Raw genomic sequence first — 15,791 nt, 5'->3', positions numbered from 1 at the left:
ATGACGACGCGCACCGTGACGAGAATCGTGGGAGTGGTCGTTGCCGCCACTCTGGCGCTCTCCGCCTGCGGGGGCACGTCCGCTGCGCCCGTGCCCACCACGACCGCTCCGGACTTCGCCGTCGATACCTCCACTCCCGTGGGCGCAGTCAACGAACGCATCCTGCGGTGGATCAACGCCGAGAACACACCCGACCCCGCCGAGGTCGAGGCAGTCACCGGCCCCGAGCTGGCCGAGGCCGTCGCACCGCTGGGTGGGCTCGCCGCCCCACTCGAACAGTTGCGGGCAGGCGCACCGAACGTGGCCACGAGCTTCGAGGCCGGTCCGAACTCCGGCGTCCTGCACTTCACCACCGCGGGCATCCCGGCCACGATCACGACGTCGATCGGCACCGACGGCAAGCTCGACGGCTTCCTGGCCCGGCCGGACACCCCCACGATCTCGTCGTTCGACGATCTCGATGCGGCACTGTCGAAGGTCGCCCCGAACTATTCCTACAGCGCGTCTCGGCTCAACGGCGGCGACTGCGAATCGATCTACTCCGTCAACGCGGACTCGGTGCTTCCCCTCGGATCGGTGTTCAAGCTGTACGTTCTCGGCGCGCTCACCGACGAGATCGACGCAGGCAACATCCGCTGGGAAGACCAGCTCACCGTTCGTGATGCCACCAAGAGCGCGCCGTCGGGTGAACTGCAGAATCTGCCCGACGGCACGAAGGTGTCGGTTCGGGAGGCGGCCGAGAAGATGATCTCGTTGTCCGACAACACCGCAACCGACCTGCTGATGCAACGCCTCGGCCGCGACCGGGTCGAACGCCAACTCGGCGTCATGGGTCATCACGACCCGTCCGTCATGACGCCGATGATGGATACCCGGCAGTTCTTCGTCATCGGATTCGGCGATCCCGACATGCGAGAAGAGTGGTCCGGAGCCGACCCCGCCACTCGGGCAGAGCTGCTCGAACGGGCGGACGCGAGGCCGCTCGAGATCGACTTCGCGAACTTCCTCGACAATCCGGCGTCGGCGGACGGTGTCGAATGGTTCGCCAATGCGCAGGACGTCTGCGCTGCCATGGGTTATCTGGCCAACGGCCCGGGAGCGGAGGAGAACCGCCGCATTCTCGCGATCACCCCGGGCGTGCAGCTCGACGCGGCGCTGTGGCCGTACTCGGGCTTCAAGGGCGGCAGCGCTCCCGGTGATCTGGCCGGCGCATTCCTCGCCACGGACGCGGCCGGCCAGGACTGGATCGTGACCGAGCAGTTCCGGGCCGACGGCGCGATCGATCTGATTCCGTCCAGCTACGCGTTCCTCGTCGCGCAGCAGGCGTTCGCGCTGCTGAAATGATTGGGATTTGTAACATCGGTGTTACCGCTGCATTACACTCGCGGTCGTGGAGGCACAACACGAACCAGCCCAGCACGCGTGGCCGGAGGGTTTCAAGGAGTTCCTGGTCGGTGAGTTAACCGACTTCAGTCCCCTGGTGAACAGGGCCATGGAGGACAACTGCGCGTCGTTGTTCCGCGACGGTCCGTACGCGAAAAAGGGCTTCTGGCGCAGCTGCCGGGCCGTGTTCCGAGAATTCGTCTGGCCGGTCTGACTTTCCGGCCTTCACAGGCGGCCGCAAAAGGTTACCGTCGAGTATGGCAACCACAACGGATCACCTTCGGAACACTCTGGACGGCCGCTGGCGAGATGTGAAGAACCAGGCGCGTCAGCAACTTGCACGCGACGAGTTCCGTCCGCACTACACGCCGAACACCGTCATCGCCCGCACCAAGGCAATGGAGCAGCTCAAGTTGCTCGCCGCTGCCGGTGCAGCCGACAACGGCTTCAAGAAGGAGCACGGCGGCACCGGAGACGTCGGCGCCGCCGTGACGATGATCGAAATGCTCGCGATGAGCGACCTCTCCCTGATGGTCAAGGCCGGCGTCCAGTGGGGGCTGTTCGGCGGTGCCATAGAGAATCTCGGCACCGAACGCCACCACGAGGCCTACGTCCCCAAGATCATCAGTCTCGATCTGCTCGGCTGCTTCGCCATGACGGAGACCGGACACGGCAGCGACGTGCAGTCCCTCGAGACCACGGCCACGTACGACCCGAAGACGGACGAGTTCGTCATCAACTCGCCGACGCCGTCCTCGCGCAAGGACTACATCGGCGGTGCCGCCGAGACCGCGACCGTCGCAGCGGTGTTCGCTCAGCTCATCACTGCAGGCCCGGGCGAGGAGCCCGAGAGCCACGGTGTGCACTGCTTCTTCGTTCCGCTCCGCGACGAGAACGGTGACGACCTGCCCGGTGTCACCACCTCGGACTGTCAGTACAAGGGCGGTCTCCCCGGCGTCGACAACGGCCGCCTGATGTTCGATCACGTCCGCATCCCGCGAGACAACCTGCTCAACAAGTACGCCGATGTGTCCGACGACGGTACGTACTCCTCCCCCATCGAGAACAAGTCTCGACGGTTCTTCACGATGCTCGGAACGTTGATCCGCGGTCGCGTCACGGTCGGCGGCAGCGCCGCTGCAGCGGCCCGCGTCGCCCTCGACATCGCGACGCGATATGCGTTGCAGCGCAGGCAGTTCGCCGCACCGGATTCCGATCAGGAGGTCCTGATCATGGACTACCTGGTGCATCAGCGTCGACTGTTCCCGCTCATCGCCAAGTCCTACGCCCTGCAGTTCGCGCAGAACGAGCTCGTGTCGAAGATGCACGAGCTGCAGACCGCGGACAACCCCGACGCCGAGGAGCAGCGCGAGCTCGAGTCAAGGGCGGCAGGTCTCAAGGCCGCGAACACCTGGCATGCGACCGCCGCGATCCAGGAAGCCCGCGAAGCCTGCGGCGGCGCAGGCTATCTCGCCGAGAACCGGTTGATCTCCCTCAAGGCCGACACCGATGTGTTCACCACGTTCGAGGGCGACAACCATGTGCTGACGCAGCTGGTGGCCAAGGAACTGCTCACCGCGTACGCCGACGACGTCAAGTCCATGAGCCCGGTCGAATGGGTCAAGTTCGCCGCCGACATGGTGGGCGACCGCGTCGTCAAACGCACTGCGGCTCAGGCGATCATGCAGACCATCCTCGACCGCCGTCAGGACAACGAGGAGGAGGGCTCGCTGTTCAACCGCGGCACCCAGGTCAAGATGTTCGAAGATCGTGAGGAGTACCTGCTCTCCACCGTCGCGCGCCGGTTGCAGTCGAAGTCCAAGGACACCACTCCTTTCGAGGCGTTCAACGCGGTGCAGGATCACGTGCTGCATGCAGCGAGTGCGCACATCGATCGGATCATCTTCGAGGCGTTCATCGCCGGCATCGAATCCTGCGAGGACGCCACCACCAAGGAACTGCTCGACGAGGTCTGCGACCTGTACGCGCTGTCGGTGATCGAGGCGGACAAGGCCTGGTTCATCGAGCACCGCTACCTGTCCACCGAGCGATCCAAGGCCGTCACCCGTGCCATCAACGAGCGGTGCCGCACGCTGCGTCCGCACGCCGAACTGCTCGTCGACGGCTTCGGAGTACCCGACGCGTTGGTCGGTGCCGCGATGCTCGGAGAGCCAGGGGCGGGAACCGAGGAAGAGCCGGCCGCGAACCCCAGCCACGCGCACTGACGCGTAGCCGGGGTTCAGCCGGAAACCCGGGTCAGCCGGGAACTATCGCGAAGACCCGGCAGGGTCCGCCGGTCGCGCCCGCGTGCTTCGGTGCGCCGACGACGACCGTCGCCCCTGCCGGGGGCACCGCGTCCAGATTCGCCAGTGCCTCGACTCCGTATCGGCCTGCCCCGAGAACTGCTGTGTGAGCCGGGTATTCGCGGTCGTTCATGCGGTCGAGGCTCAGAGTGTCGACGCCGATCCCGACGACGTTGCGCTCGCGCACCAGCATCTGTGCCGCGTCTGCGCCGAAGCCGGGGGCAGCACGCTCGGCAAGCCTGTTCTGCCATCGGCTGTGCATCGCCACCAATGCGCGATCAGGTATTCGACCGTGCTCGCGCTCCCACTGCGCGATGTCCTCGGTCGTCACCACAGCTTCTGGATCCGATGCTGCCCTGGCCGAGATGTCCAGTACGACCAGCGGAGCGATCAGATCTTCGAGGGGCAGGATGTCGGCCGTCGCGCCGCCGCGAACGCGGTGTGCCGGGGCGTCGATGTGCGTGCCCGTGTGCTCCCAGTACGAGAGCTTGTTCACCAGGAAGCCGCCCAACTCGTAGGCGGCGACCGGCCGCATCGAGAACGGTTCGCTCCCCGGCCACACCGGGAAGGTCGAGCTCAGGGTGTGGGTCAGGTCCACGAGTCGGCCCGCTGGAATCGCCGACGCCACAACGGGTTCGGCGCGCACCGCTCCGGCCGTCGCAACGGTCAACGCGGCGGCCCCCAACGACCCGAACAGTGCCCTACGTCCGATTCTGCGGTTAACTGTCTCGACGACCTCTGGGCCGCACATCAGTCGGCAGCGGGGGTGACGAGCAGAACTTTGTCGTCCGATCCGTTGTCGGTGGTCAGCAGGAATGCGCCGGCGCCGCCGAAGCTGGTGAGTGAGCGCAGTCGTCCGTAGGTACCCACCAGGGCGTCGGCCTCGTCGACGAATTCTGTGCCGTCCTCGGACAGCTTGAGAAACACGAGCTTCTCTTCCTGCTGACTCGATATCACTGCGGCCCCGTTCCAGGAACCCCAACTAGCGCCGTCCGCGAAGGTCAGACCGGGCGTGGCGATGGCGGGGCTACCCGAGCTCCACACCGCGGCGAGTGCTCCGGGCACGCGGGTGGGATCGGTCATCGGTACCGACTCGTCGTAGATGAACGGAAGTCGATCGGGGCGGTATCCGTAGTTGCCGCCGGGCACCAGCAGGTTCAGCTCGTCGTCTCGGGAGGTGCCCTGCTCCACCTCGTAGATCTGATCGGTGCCGGGACGAATCGCCAAGCCCTGCACGTTTCGATGCCCCAGAGTGAAGATGCGATCCGGTGATCCCGCGGCCGGAGAACCGTCGGCATTGATATGTAGAACCTTGCCGCCCAACGAGTTCCGATCCTGCGGAACCGTCGGCGACGCCGTGTCTCCGGTGCCGACGTACAGGGTGCCGTCGGGGTGGGCCAGAATTCTGCAGCCGCCGTGGCGACCGCCGTCGGCGACGGGAATGTCATCGACGAGGGTGCCGGTGCGCGTCAGTGCGGTCCACTCCGGATCGACGGTCCACGAGAGCACGGCGATGTGGTTGTCGCTGCGGCCGCCGGCACTTCCTGTTCCGGCGCTACCGGTTCCGCCTGCGGAGCCCTGTACGCCCTGGCAGGTGTAGATGGTTCTGGATGCTGCAAAATCCGTCGCGAGGGCGATGCCCATGAGGCCCGTCTCGCCGGACGCGTAGAGGTCGTCGAGATCGGCGGCGAGGTCGCGGACGGTCCCGTCGACGGCGCGGATCACGAACCGGCCGGAACGCTCCCCGGTCAGCACCGTTCCGTCGGGCGCGACCACCGCGTCCCACGGTTTCGCGAGTCCGTCGAGCACGGTGGTGACCGTCAGGCCGGGTAGCGGATCGGCCTGTGCCGTCGCGGTGGTCGTAGCCGCGAGCGTCAGGAAGACGCTGGCGGCGAGTACTCCGGAACTGGACACCAGCTTGTTCATCCACACTCCTGACGACGATCCGCGACCGGTCCGATATGACCGATATCACATGATTTTAAACACAGTCGAGGGGATGCTCGCCGACTCACGACGCAATTCGCTGGTCGGCGGTCAGCCGACCTCGGGCGTGACGAGCAGCACCTGATCGTCGGATCCGTTGTCGGTGGTGAGCAGGAAGCCGCCGTCGGTTCCGAAGGGGGTGAGCGAACGCAACCTGCCGTAGGTGCCGTCCAGTGCCTCCGCCTCGGCGACGTACTCGGTTCCGTCCTCCGACAAGGCCAGGAAGACGAGCTTCTGCCCCTGCTGACTCGAGATCACCGCGGCACCGTTCCAGGAGCCCCACTGCTCACCGTCGGTGAACGTGACGTCGGGGGTGGCGATGGTCGGATCACCCGAACTCCACACTGCAGGCAGGGCACCGGGAACCCGATCGGGATCGGTCATGGGGACCGATTCGTCGTAGACCGACGGGCGTCGATCGGGGCTGTAGCCGTAGTTTCCGCCTGGCACCAACAGGTTCAGCTCGTCGTCCCGGCTCGTCCCCTGCTCGACCTCGAAGATCTGATCGGTGCCGGGACGGATCGCCAGTCCCTGCACATTGCGGTGACCGAGAGTGAAGATGCGATCCGGCGCGTCGGCTGCGGCGGTGCCATCGGCGTTGACGTGTAACACCTTGCCGCCCAGTGAGTTCCGATCCTGAGGAAATGTCGGGTTCGCGTTGTCGCCGGTGCCGATGTACAGAGTGCCGTCAGGGTGGGCCAAGATTCGGCAGCCTCCGTGCCGTCCGCCGTCGGCGACCGGAATGTCGTCGACGACAGTGCCGGTTCTCGTCAGGGCAGTCCACCCCGGATCGACGGTCCACGACACGACGGCAATGCTGTTCTCGCCGCTACCCTGGCGCCCCTGGCAGGTGAACACGGTTCGAGAGGACTCGAAATCCACCGCCAGTGCGATACCCATGAGCCCGGTCTCACCGGCGGCGTAGAGATCACCGAGGTCCGCGTTCAGTTCACGCTGGACTCCTGCGGAGTCGCGGATGACGAACCGACCGGAGCGCTCTCCGGTCAGCACCGTGCCATCGGGAGCAACCACCACGTCCCAGGGCTTGTCGAGGCCGTCGAGCACGGTGGTGACCGACAGGTTCGGCAGCGGTCCGGTAGGCGCGGCCGGGGAGGGAGCAGCGTCGGAATCGGAGCCCTGCGACGACGAGGTCGCGGACGACTCGGTCGGCTCTGCACTGCTGCCCTGTTCGGTGGTGTCCGTCGAGCAGGCCGCTACCAAGGCCACGCTCATGGCGATGACCGCTGCGCCGGTGACCGGTTTCTTCACGAGCTCTCCTGACGATGTTCGGTAAGTCCCATTCCTCCGGTATCACCGTTTTCGCGACTTCCGAACCACCGACGGATCGCAATCGTGCTCAGGACACCAGTCGATACCCGGCTTCGACGACCGCGGCGTCCACCGTCGCGTCATCGAGCGCCGAATCGCTGCTCACCACGACTGCCCCGGAATCCACATCGACGTCAACGCCGGTGACTCCTGCGATCTCCGAGACTTCTTCTTTCACCGACGCGGCGCAATGCCCGCACGTCATGCCCTCGACCGAATACGTCGTCTGCATCTGAATTTCCCCTCTTCCGTCAGGAACGAACCAGGCGCGCGATGGCCTCGGAGGCCTCTTTCACTTTCGCGTCCGCCTCGGGTCCGCCGTGTTTCGCGGCTTCCACGACGCATCCTGCGAGGTGGGCGTCGAGCAGCTTCAACGAGACCGACTGCAGCGCCTTGGTCACCGCAGACACCTGGGTGAGGACATCGATGCAATAGCGGTCGTCTGCGACCATTCGCGAAATGCCGGCCACTTGGCCCTCGATTCGGCGCAATCGCTTCAGCAGATCGTCCTGCTCGGCGCTGTAGCTGCTCATAACGCCCACCATACCCCTACCCGGTATGGGGTGCACGTCCCGAGAGGACCCGACGGACGCCGTCGACCATCAACAGTGCGGCCGCCGTGACGACCAGAGCGGCCAGCGCGATCCAGGACCCCGAGTAGAACGTCCCCGAATATGCCGGGGACACGTCGGCAACCGCGGGAAACTCGGTGGTGCGCACGCCCGCATTCCAGCACGCCACAGCTCCGATCACCGCGAGCAGAGCCAGCCCCAGCTCCGCCCACCCGAGGGACTTCCTCACAGGTACTCCCGCTTCGCCGTCTCCAGAGCCGCACGCAGACCGTCGTCGTCCTTCGCCCAGGCCTGCACCAGCCCACCGCCCACCAGCCGCAGCCCGATGCCGTGACGCTTGCGCGGCACACCCGACAGCTCCCCGAGTACCCGCGCGGTCTCCCACCTCTTCGGCTCGTAGTCGCCGTCGGCGTACTCCGCCGGCGGCAGTATGTCGTCGATCTCGTCCAGATCGACGGTCTCGGTCCCCTGCCGCAGCCGACGCGTGGTGAGTTCGACGCTCACGTGCATCCGCGCGGCGCGCAGCTGGACGTACGTGAGACCGAGGAGGATCAACGAGAACAGTGCGAGTGCGAACCAGTGGATCACCGGTCCCGATGCGAGTTCGACTGCGAGTACCACCAGGCAGAACACCGGCCCCCACGCCAGCATGCGCCACCGACCACCGGGCTCGTGGAAGAGCACGGGCTCGTCGATGGGAGTCTCGCTGTTCATGTCACTGTTCATCTCACTGCTCACGGACGAACCACTCCCGCGCCGACGGCCGGTAGACCAGAACGGCTGCGACCACCAGCGCAACGGTGATCACCAGCAGCACGAACGGAAACACCAGCGCGGCGAACGTCAGCAGCAGCGCCACGGCTCCGGACAGTGCCACCAGGGCGCGTCGGAACCTGCGGTCTCCGGCGCGGACGGGGCCCGACATCAGACCGACGGCCAAGCCGACCACTCCGAAGATGACGCCGAGTCCGCGGAACACCGTCAGGAAGGAGTCGATCTGTTCGTCGGTCGCACCGCCGGTGGTGAACGATGCGCGGATCTGATCGGCCGGCAGCGTCAGGGCGATCATGCACAGGACGATCAGCAGCACCGCCGAGGACAACCACAGCCAGTAGGCGGCGGATACCACTCGGGGCCGGGCGGTCGGTGCGTCGGTGTCTGCGCTCACGCCAGACATCCTGCCACCGTCGGCGAGCTGTGAGTCCGGCCGGCAGAAATTCTGCGCCGACGCGACGCGCTCAGCCTGCAGAGATTCCCAGCGCCATGATCGCGATGGCGGCCGAGACGGCGAGCAGCAGCCCCAGTAGGGCCCAGCCGGGGCGACCGCTCTCGGCGGGACAGGGCTCGCGGTCGACGGCCGGTACTGCGGTCGGCTGCGCCATGCTCGCTGCTGCAGGGATGTTGTCTGCCATGTCGGTTCCGATCACTCGAGAAGATATCGAGAGTGATGCTAGTCACACAGTCGGTACCGCCGCCGAGAACACGCCCGAAACTATCGCTCTCCCGAAGCGACGAAGTATTCGTTGGATTCCCGACGGTGCATCAGGTAGATCGCCCCGGCGGCCAGCACTCCCTGACCGATGCCGAGCACACTCATCACGATGTTCATCGCGCCCGCGCTCGACGCGATCGAGAACAGTTCCAGGACCGTGGTGAACACGGTGAACGATCCGATGACGGTGAGCAGCATGCGCGCCCACATCTTGCCCGCACGCATCCGCTTGACCCAGAACAGGAACAACGCCCCGAAACCGAGTACGACGAACACCGTGACGACGAGCATCACCGTCACCATCGACTGCGTGGACTCCACCGTCATGTCGGCGGCCGCGTCCTGCGCTGCGAGGTCGTCGAGCAAGGACTGCGCAAATTCCTCGCGCGCCCCGAACAGCGTCCACACCGAGAACAGTGCCGAGAGCGCTCCGATCAGCGCCACTCCCCACCACAGGTGGCGAGCGGTCTCGACGTCGACGGGGGCCGGACGCGGGGTCGGCTCCAGCTCCGGTCCTGGCTGCGGGAACCCGTGCTCCATCTCCCAGCGCTGCCAATCCGGCTGCGGCGGTTGGTTACCCGGGGTGTTGCTGTCGGGGTTGTTGTTCGGAGGATATTCGTTCACAACCAGCCCGCCACTTCGGTAGCCCAATAGGTCAGTACGACATCGGCACCGGCGCGCCGGATGCCGACGAGCGATTCCAGTACCGCTGCGTCGCGGTCGATCCACCCGTTCTGAGCGGCGGCGGTGATCATGGCATATTCCCCGGAGATCTGGTACGCCGCAACCGGAACCGGTGACATCTCGGCGACGTCGCGAAGAATATCGAGATACGACATGGCCGGCTTGACCATCACCATGTCGGCACCCTCGGCGAGATCGAGCTCTACTTCGTGGGTGGCCTCACGACGGTTGGCTGCGTCCTGCTGGTACGTCCGGCGATCGCCCTGCAGCGACGAGCCGACGGCTTCGCGGAAAGGACCGTAGAACGCCGAGGCGTACTTCGCCGAGTACGCCAGCTGACCGACCTCGACGTGTCCGGCTGCGTCCAGTCCGGCGCGGATGGCACCGACCTGCCCGTCCATCATTCCGCTGGGTCCGAGCAGGTGCGCACCGGACTCCGCCTGCGCGACGGCCATGTCGACGTACCGCAGCAGGGTGGCGTCGTTGTCGATGGATCCGTTCTCCCCCAGGACTCCGCAGTGCCCGTGGGAGGTGAACTCGTCCAGGCAGGTGTCGGCCATGATGACGGTCGAATCCCCGAGGTCGGTCTTCAGCCGCGCCAGACCCCGATTGAGAATTCCGTCCGGGTCGGTTGCACCCGAGCCGGTCTCGTCCTTGTCCTCGGTCCTCGGTACCCCGAACAGCATGACGCCGCCGACGCCGGCCGCGACGGCCTCTTCGGCTGCAGCGCTCAGCGAATCCAGCGTGTGCTGATACACCCCCGGCATCGAGCTGATCGCCCGAGGCTCGCCGATGCCGTCGGCCACGAACATCGGCAGCACCAGATGCCGTGGCTCGAGCGAGGTCTCGGCCACGAGTCGACGCAGTGCCGGGGTACGGCGCAGGCGTCGGGGACGGTCGGTGGGGAACAAGCGAACTCCTTACGGACCGGGTGCTACTCGGCTCTTCTGGTGGGACCTAGCGCCGACGTGACTTCTTCCGCGGCGGGGGCAGCGCACCCTCGGCGCGCAGGCGAGCCGCGTGCTCGGCGAGTGCCTCGACCAACGGTCCGACCTGAGCCGACTCGGGCTGCACGTCCACGCGCAGACCGAATTCGACGGCCGTCTCGGCGGTCTTGGGTCCGATGCATGCAACGAGCGTGCGGGCGTGTGGCTTTCCGGCGATGCCGACCAGGTTCCGGACGGTGGAACTCGACGTGAAGCACACTGCGTCGAAGCCGCCGGTCTTGATCATCTCGCGGGTCTCGGCGGGGGGCGGTGCTGCCCGGACGGTGCGGTAGGCGGTGACGTCGTCGATCTCCCAGCCCCGTTCGCGCAGGCCCTCGGCGAGAGTTTCGGTGGCGATGTCGGCGCGGGGCAACAGAACTCGGTTGACCGGGTCGAAGACCTCGTCGTACGGCGGGAAGTCCTCGAGCAGTCCGAGCGAGCTCTGCTCACCCGAGGGCACCAGTTCGGGGTTGATGCCGAACGAGCGCACCTTCGCCGCGGTTGCCTCACCGACACACGCGATCTTGACGCCGGAGAACGCGCGAGCGTCCAGACCGAACTCCTCGAACTTCTCCCACACGGCGCGCACGGCGTTGGTGGAGGTGAACACGACCCACTGGTAGCGGCCGTCGACCAGGCCCTTGACGGAGCGTTCCATCTGGGCCGGGCTGCGCGGGGGCTCGACGGCGATGGTCGGGACCTCGATGGGGATGGCTCCGTGGGTGACGAGGCGATCGCTCATTTCCCCGGCCTGATCCTTGGTGCGGGGCACCAGCACGGTCCAGCCGTACAGTGCGCGAGATTCCCACCAGGACATCTTGTTTCGGCCCGAGACGACCTTGCCCACGGTGACGACGAGTGATCCGACGAGCTCGGATCCAGCATCGTTGAGGGTGGCGAGGGTGGCCTCGACGGTGCGCTGCTGACGGGTGGTGCCGCGGACGGTGATGGCCGCGGGCGTCTGCGGCGCGAGGCCGTGTTCGACCAGGGCACTGGCGGTTTCGGCCAGGTGGCCCGACGTGGCGTGCAGTACGAGCGGGCCAGGAGCAGCTGCGAGTGCTGCCCAGTCGACCTCGCCGCGGACGTCGGCCTCGGTGTGACCCGAGCCGAGTGCCATGCCTGCGTAGCTGGGGACGGCTGATCCCGACGGCAGGCCGGGGAGCACCTCGAACGGCACGTGCGTGCGAGCGACGGCGCTGACCTCGGCGATCACCGAGTCGGTCGTGAGCGGATCACCGGAGACCAGGCGAACCACGTCGTGGCCGTTCTTGGCCTCGGCGAGAAGGGTTTTGGCGACCTCGGCCGGTTCGCCGAGTGCCGGACGAACCTCGACACCGTTCTCACCCGTCTCTGGGTCACGCGGAACGTCGGCACCGACGAGGGCGGTGACACCCTTGTCGACGTCGGGATCGGTGAACGCGAGCTCGGCCGCTCCGAGCACTTCCCGTGCCCGGACCGTGAGCAGAGCCGGGTCACCCGGCCCGGATCCCACGAACAGGATCCGTCCGTTGGTGTTCTTGCGGACTGGGCTCATCGGTTGTTCTCCAGTGCTGTCTTGTGTGGGTACTGCAGTTCTATCGGGGTTGCGGTGCCCCGTTTCGGAATCAGTCGAGCGGTGGCGATCGACTCTCTTCGCACCACCGGACGAGTCGCCTTGCGTTTGGCGCGTCCGCGGACGGGTGCCGTTATGGCCCTAGACATGAGATCCACCCTGTACCTGAGAACCGGCCTGTGCTGGTTCGGTGACTGAAACGAGTTCGCGCGCACCGAGATCGAGCAGTTCGCGGGCCAGTTCGCGGCCCAGCTCCTCGGCTCGGTCGGGTGATCCGACGATCGACGCGCGGATGGTGTCGCTGCCGTCGATGGCGGCGACGCAGCCCCGCAACGACAGTTCGTCGAAGATGCGGCCGTCCTCGTCGATGGATTCGACGACCTCTGCGATCGCGCCGACCGGAGCGGTGCAGCCGGCTTCGAGTTCGGCGAGCAGTCCACGTTCGGCCGCCACCGCGGCGCGTGAGTGTGCGTCGTCGAGGGTGGCGATCGCGGTCACGAGATCGGTGTCCTCGACGCGACATTCGACTGCCAGCGCGCCCTGGGCGGGTGCCGGAAGCAACTGCACCGGGTCGAGCGCTTCGGTGACGACATCCAACCTGCCGATACGGGACAGACCGGCGCGGGCGACGATGACGGCGTCGAGCTCACCCGACGCGACCTTGCCGATCCTGGTGTCGAGGTTGCCGCGCAACGGCAGAACGTTCAATCCCTGTCCGAGAGCACGTAATTGAGCGATCCGGCGGGGTGCGGACGTGCCGACCTTCGCGTCGGCGGGCAGTTCACCGAGTACCAGTCCGTCCCGGGCGACCAGGGCGTCGCGCGGGTCCTCGCGAGCGGGGATGGCGGCGATGGTGAACCGGTCGTCGGCCGCAGTCGGCAGATCCTTGTACGAGTGCACGGCGATGTCGACGGTGCCGTCGGCCAGCGCCTCACGCAGCGCCGCGGTGAAGACACCGACGCCGATGGTCTGCACGGGCGCAGCAGAGAGGTCGCCCGCGGTCTTGACGATCACCAGTTCCGCCTCGACTCCGGCTGCCGCGAGGGCCACCCGAACGGTGTCGGCCTGGGTGGTCGCGAGAAGGCTTCCGCGAGTGCCGATCTTGACGATGTCGGTCATTCGGCACGCTCCTGACCGGTGGTCTCGCCGGGGTAAGAGTCCGAGCGCAGATCGGTACGACTGGCGGTGAAATCGTCCACCAGCTCCAGCGAGCCGATCTCCATCGGCATGGCAACCGCGTCGACCGAGCCGGGGCTCAGCTCGAACAACTCACGCAGCGCAGCGGCGTAGGAATCCCCGCCCGGCGTACTGGCGAGCTGCTTGACCCGCACGGTGGGCGAATGCAGCAGCTTGTCGACGACGCGGCGCACGGTGCGGGCCACCTCGTCGCGCTGCGGCGAGTCGAGCCCGGGCAGCCGCGATTCCAGCCGCAGCAGCTCTCCCTCGACCACCTCGGCAGCACGCTGACGCAGTGCCGTGACAGTGGGGGTGACCTCGGCAAGTCGTTGTCCGGCAAGGTATCCCGAGAGTTCGCTGGAGACGATCTCGCGAGCCGCCGACGCGTCGTTCGCCGCGGCACCGGCAGCAGGATCACGCTGCAGGGACTCCATGTCGAAGACGGTGATGCCCGGCAGACCCGACACCGCGGCGTCGACGTCGCGCGGCAGACCGAGGTCGCAGATCACCAACGGTCGATCGGAGCCGCGGCGGGCGAGAGCGAGGTGGGCGTCGGCGATGGAGACCACGGCCCCCACCGCTCCGGTACAGGTGAGGAGGATGTCGGCCTCGGCGACTGCGTCGGCCAGGTTCTCGAGCGCGACCGAGGTTGCCGTGATGCCGTTGGAGACGGCGTTCTCGGCCAGGTGGTCGGCTCGCTCGCGAGTGCGGTTGACGACGGTCAGGCTGCCGATGCCGGCGCGGCCCAGGTGAGCGACGGCGAGTCCGCCCATCGCACCGGCCCCGAGGACGACGGCCTTGCGGCCCGCGAGGGAACCGCCGAACAGGTCCGCGGCGCGGTCGAGGGCGACCGAGACCACCGAGGCTCCGGCGGCGTCGATTCCGGTTTCGCTGTGCACGCGCTTTCCCACGCGCAAGGCCTGCTGAGCCAGTTCGTGCATCACCCGGCCCGATGCCTGCTGCCCGTCCGAGGCGGCGTACGCCGAGCGGATCTGGCCGAGGATCTGCTGCTCGCCGATGACCATCGAGTCGAGGCCACTGGCCACGGCGAAGAGATGCTCGACGGCGGCCTCGCTGTAGCGGACGTAGGCGTGCTTGGTCAGGTCCGCGACCTCGAGCCCGGAGTGCTCACCGAGAACTTCGCCGACGGCGGTCAGCGCGCCGTGGAACGCGTCCACGACGGCGTAGATCTCGACGCGATTGCATGTGGATACCACCATGACCTCGGAAATGCTTCCGCTGGCCATCAGCTTGTCGGTCAGTTTCGGGCGATCGGTGTCCGTGATGGCGACACGCTCGAGGACTGCGACGGGAGCGCTACGGTGCGAAATCCCGACGAGAAGGACACTCACGGTGCAATCACCGATCCGTTTCTTGTCGAACTGTTGACTGGGCTTGGGTTGCCGGCGATGCGCGGGCCGTGACTGCGGCCGAGACGTGCCGTGGACGTGAGCGGGGGCGGCGAGACCGGCTGCGGTCGGGGCGCGGTGACGATGGCCGGACCGGCGATATCGGCAGGTCCGGAGACGTTGCGGGAGCTGTTGAAGGAGAGCACCTGCATCTCCACGGCCAGGTCGACGCGCCGCACCTCGACGTGTTCGGGGACGTCGAGAACCATGGGCGAGAAGCTCAGGATGCATTCGACGCCACCGGAGACGAGCTTCTCGGCGACGCTGTGCACGGCCTCGTCGGGGGTGGCGATGACGCCGATGGTCGCTTCGAGTTCGCGGCAGGCGACGACGAGTTCGTCGACGTGCCGGACGGTGAGGCCGTCGACGTCGGTGCCCACTCGCGCCGGGTCGCTGTCGAAGAGGCCGACCATCGTGAAGCCGCGTCGAGCGAATCCGCCGTAGCCGGCCAGCGCCTGCCCGAGGTTGCCGACTCCGGCCAGGACGACGCGGTGGCCGCGGTCGAGTCCGAGTGCGCTGTCGATCTTGGCGCGCAGGCGAGCCACGTCGTAGCCGACTCCGCGGACGCCGTTGGGGCCGAGGAAAGAGAGGTCCTTGCGCAGTTTCGCCGATCCGACGCCTGCTGCGGTGGCCAGTTCTTCACTGGAGACGATGAGAACGCCCTCGTCTGCGAGGATCGAGAGGACCCGCAGGTACGTCGCCAGACGGGTGACCGTAGCCTGAGGGATGACCCGCTCTACGCCGCTGGGCGACGGGCGCTCTTCGGTCACGTCTGGGGCTCCTCGTCCGAACGGCAACGACGGCCGATCTTCACGCTGATCCTGCGTTCGTGTCTATTTCACGGACGCTGTTCACACCACGGTAACTGCTTGTGAACGAATGAACAAAGTTGCGCACACCGGCCCTCACCTGCACACGC

19 protein-coding genes are annotated in these 15,791 nt (G+C 66.8%); 3 read left to right on the top strand and 16 right to left on the bottom strand.

The features are described 5' to 3' along the window. Genes R3P93_RS16000 through R3P93_RS15990 form a run of 3 tightly spaced genes read left to right on the top strand, consistent with a single transcriptional unit; the run spans position 1 to position 3,608 of the window. A complete protein-coding gene (locus R3P93_RS16000) occupies positions 1–1,344 on the top strand; it encodes a serine hydrolase (protein WP_317533431.1) in 1,344 nt (447 codons plus the stop codon). Positions 1,345–1,390: 46 nt separating this feature from the next. Then, positions 1,391–1,597: an inositol 2-dehydrogenase gene (locus R3P93_RS15995; protein WP_317533430.1), complete on the top strand. Its 207-nt coding sequence runs from the start codon at positions 1,391–1,393 to the stop codon at positions 1,595–1,597. A 43-nt stretch (positions 1,598–1,640) separates the two neighbouring features. Next, the gene (locus R3P93_RS15990) at positions 1,641–3,608 is read left to right on the top strand and encodes an acyl-CoA dehydrogenase family protein (protein WP_317533429.1); all 1,968 of its coding nucleotides are present in this window, start codon (positions 1,641–1,643) and stop codon (positions 3,606–3,608) included. 31 nt (positions 3,609–3,639) lie between these two features. Here R3P93_RS15990 and R3P93_RS15985 read toward each other — a convergent pair whose 3' ends face one another. The 16 genes from R3P93_RS15985 to R3P93_RS15910 form a co-directional block, all read right to left on the bottom strand. Beyond that, positions 3,640–4,437 (bottom strand): cyclase family protein, encoded by a 798-nt coding sequence (locus R3P93_RS15985; RefSeq protein WP_317533428.1) that lies wholly within the window; start codon positions 4,435–4,437, stop codon positions 3,640–3,642. Continuing rightward, positions 4,437–5,612 carry a PQQ-dependent sugar dehydrogenase gene (locus R3P93_RS15980; RefSeq protein ID WP_317533427.1) on the bottom strand — a complete coding sequence of 392 codons (1,176 nt, stop codon included), beginning with the start codon at positions 5,610–5,612 and terminating at the stop codon, positions 4,437–4,439. Before R3P93_RS15980 ends, R3P93_RS15985 begins: the two co-directional genes overlap by 1 nt. Before the next feature lie 111 nt (positions 5,613–5,723). Beyond that, positions 5,724–6,941, bottom strand: coding sequence for a PQQ-dependent sugar dehydrogenase (locus tag R3P93_RS15975; protein ID WP_317533426.1), 1,218 nt, complete (start codon positions 6,939–6,941; stop codon positions 5,724–5,726). A gap of 88 nt (positions 6,942–7,029) precedes the next feature. Next, complete coding sequence (locus R3P93_RS15970; RefSeq protein WP_269595737.1) at positions 7,030–7,233, bottom strand: heavy-metal-associated domain-containing protein; 204 nt, start codon at positions 7,231–7,233, stop codon at positions 7,030–7,032. 19 nt (positions 7,234–7,252) lie between these two features. Continuing rightward, entirely contained in the window at positions 7,253–7,534 is a 282-nt protein-coding gene (locus R3P93_RS15965) for a metal-sensitive transcriptional regulator (protein ID WP_032393890.1), read from the bottom strand. Positions 7,535–7,550: 16 nt separating this feature from the next. Continuing rightward, positions 7,551–7,802, bottom strand: a complete 252-nt coding sequence (locus tag R3P93_RS15960) for a hypothetical protein (protein WP_317533425.1) — start codon at positions 7,800–7,802, stop codon at positions 7,551–7,553. Continuing rightward, entirely contained in the window at positions 7,799–8,287 is a 489-nt protein-coding gene (locus R3P93_RS15955) for a hypothetical protein (RefSeq protein ID WP_317533424.1), read from the bottom strand. The genes R3P93_RS15960 and R3P93_RS15955 overlap by 4 nt, the downstream gene beginning before the upstream one ends. A gap of 13 nt (positions 8,288–8,300) precedes the next feature. Beyond that, entirely contained in the window at positions 8,301–8,741 is a 441-nt protein-coding gene (locus R3P93_RS15950; RefSeq protein WP_317533423.1) for a hypothetical protein, read from the bottom strand. A gap of 70 nt (positions 8,742–8,811) precedes the next feature. Then, positions 8,812–8,985 carry a hypothetical protein gene (locus tag R3P93_RS15945; protein WP_317533422.1) on the bottom strand — a complete coding sequence of 58 codons (174 nt, stop codon included), beginning with the start codon at positions 8,983–8,985 and terminating at the stop codon, positions 8,812–8,814. Positions 8,986–9,065: 80 nt separating this feature from the next. Continuing rightward, a complete protein-coding gene (locus tag R3P93_RS15940) occupies positions 9,066–9,689 on the bottom strand; it encodes a hypothetical protein (RefSeq protein ID WP_317533421.1) in 624 nt (207 codons plus the stop codon). After that, complete coding sequence (hemB, locus tag R3P93_RS15935; RefSeq protein ID WP_317533420.1) at positions 9,686–10,660, bottom strand: porphobilinogen synthase; 975 nt, start codon at positions 10,658–10,660, stop codon at positions 9,686–9,688. Before hemB ends, R3P93_RS15940 begins: the two co-directional genes overlap by 4 nt. A 46-nt stretch (positions 10,661–10,706) precedes the next feature. Beyond that, positions 10,707–12,269 carry a bifunctional uroporphyrinogen-III C-methyltransferase/uroporphyrinogen-III synthase gene (locus tag R3P93_RS15930; RefSeq protein WP_068046447.1) on the bottom strand — a complete coding sequence of 521 codons (1,563 nt, stop codon included), beginning with the start codon at positions 12,267–12,269 and terminating at the stop codon, positions 10,707–10,709. Continuing rightward, positions 12,266–12,436, bottom strand: a complete 171-nt coding sequence (locus R3P93_RS15925; RefSeq protein ID WP_156516050.1) for a hypothetical protein — start codon at positions 12,434–12,436, stop codon at positions 12,266–12,268. The genes R3P93_RS15930 and R3P93_RS15925 overlap by 4 nt, the downstream gene beginning before the upstream one ends. Beyond that, positions 12,429–13,406, bottom strand: coding sequence for a hydroxymethylbilane synthase (gene hemC, locus R3P93_RS15920; RefSeq protein ID WP_300517569.1), 978 nt, complete (start codon positions 13,404–13,406; stop codon positions 12,429–12,431). The genes R3P93_RS15925 and hemC overlap by 8 nt, the downstream gene beginning before the upstream one ends. Then, positions 13,403–14,815, bottom strand: coding sequence for a glutamyl-tRNA reductase (locus R3P93_RS15915; RefSeq protein WP_317533419.1), 1,413 nt, complete (start codon positions 14,813–14,815; stop codon positions 13,403–13,405). Before R3P93_RS15915 ends, hemC begins: the two co-directional genes overlap by 4 nt. Next, a complete protein-coding gene (locus tag R3P93_RS15910; RefSeq protein WP_317533418.1) occupies positions 14,812–15,642 on the bottom strand; it encodes a redox-sensing transcriptional repressor Rex in 831 nt (276 codons plus the stop codon). Before R3P93_RS15910 ends, R3P93_RS15915 begins: the two co-directional genes overlap by 4 nt. Between the last annotated feature and the right edge of the window lie 149 nt (positions 15,643–15,791).

Origin of the sequence: Rhodococcus cerastii, from assembly GCF_033042195.1 — a bacterium.
Taxonomy (GTDB): Bacteria; Actinomycetota; Actinomycetes; order Mycobacteriales; family Mycobacteriaceae; genus Rhodococcoides.
The sequence above is the reverse complement of the archived record's forward strand: the minus strand, read 5'-3'. Positions and strand labels throughout refer to the sequence as shown.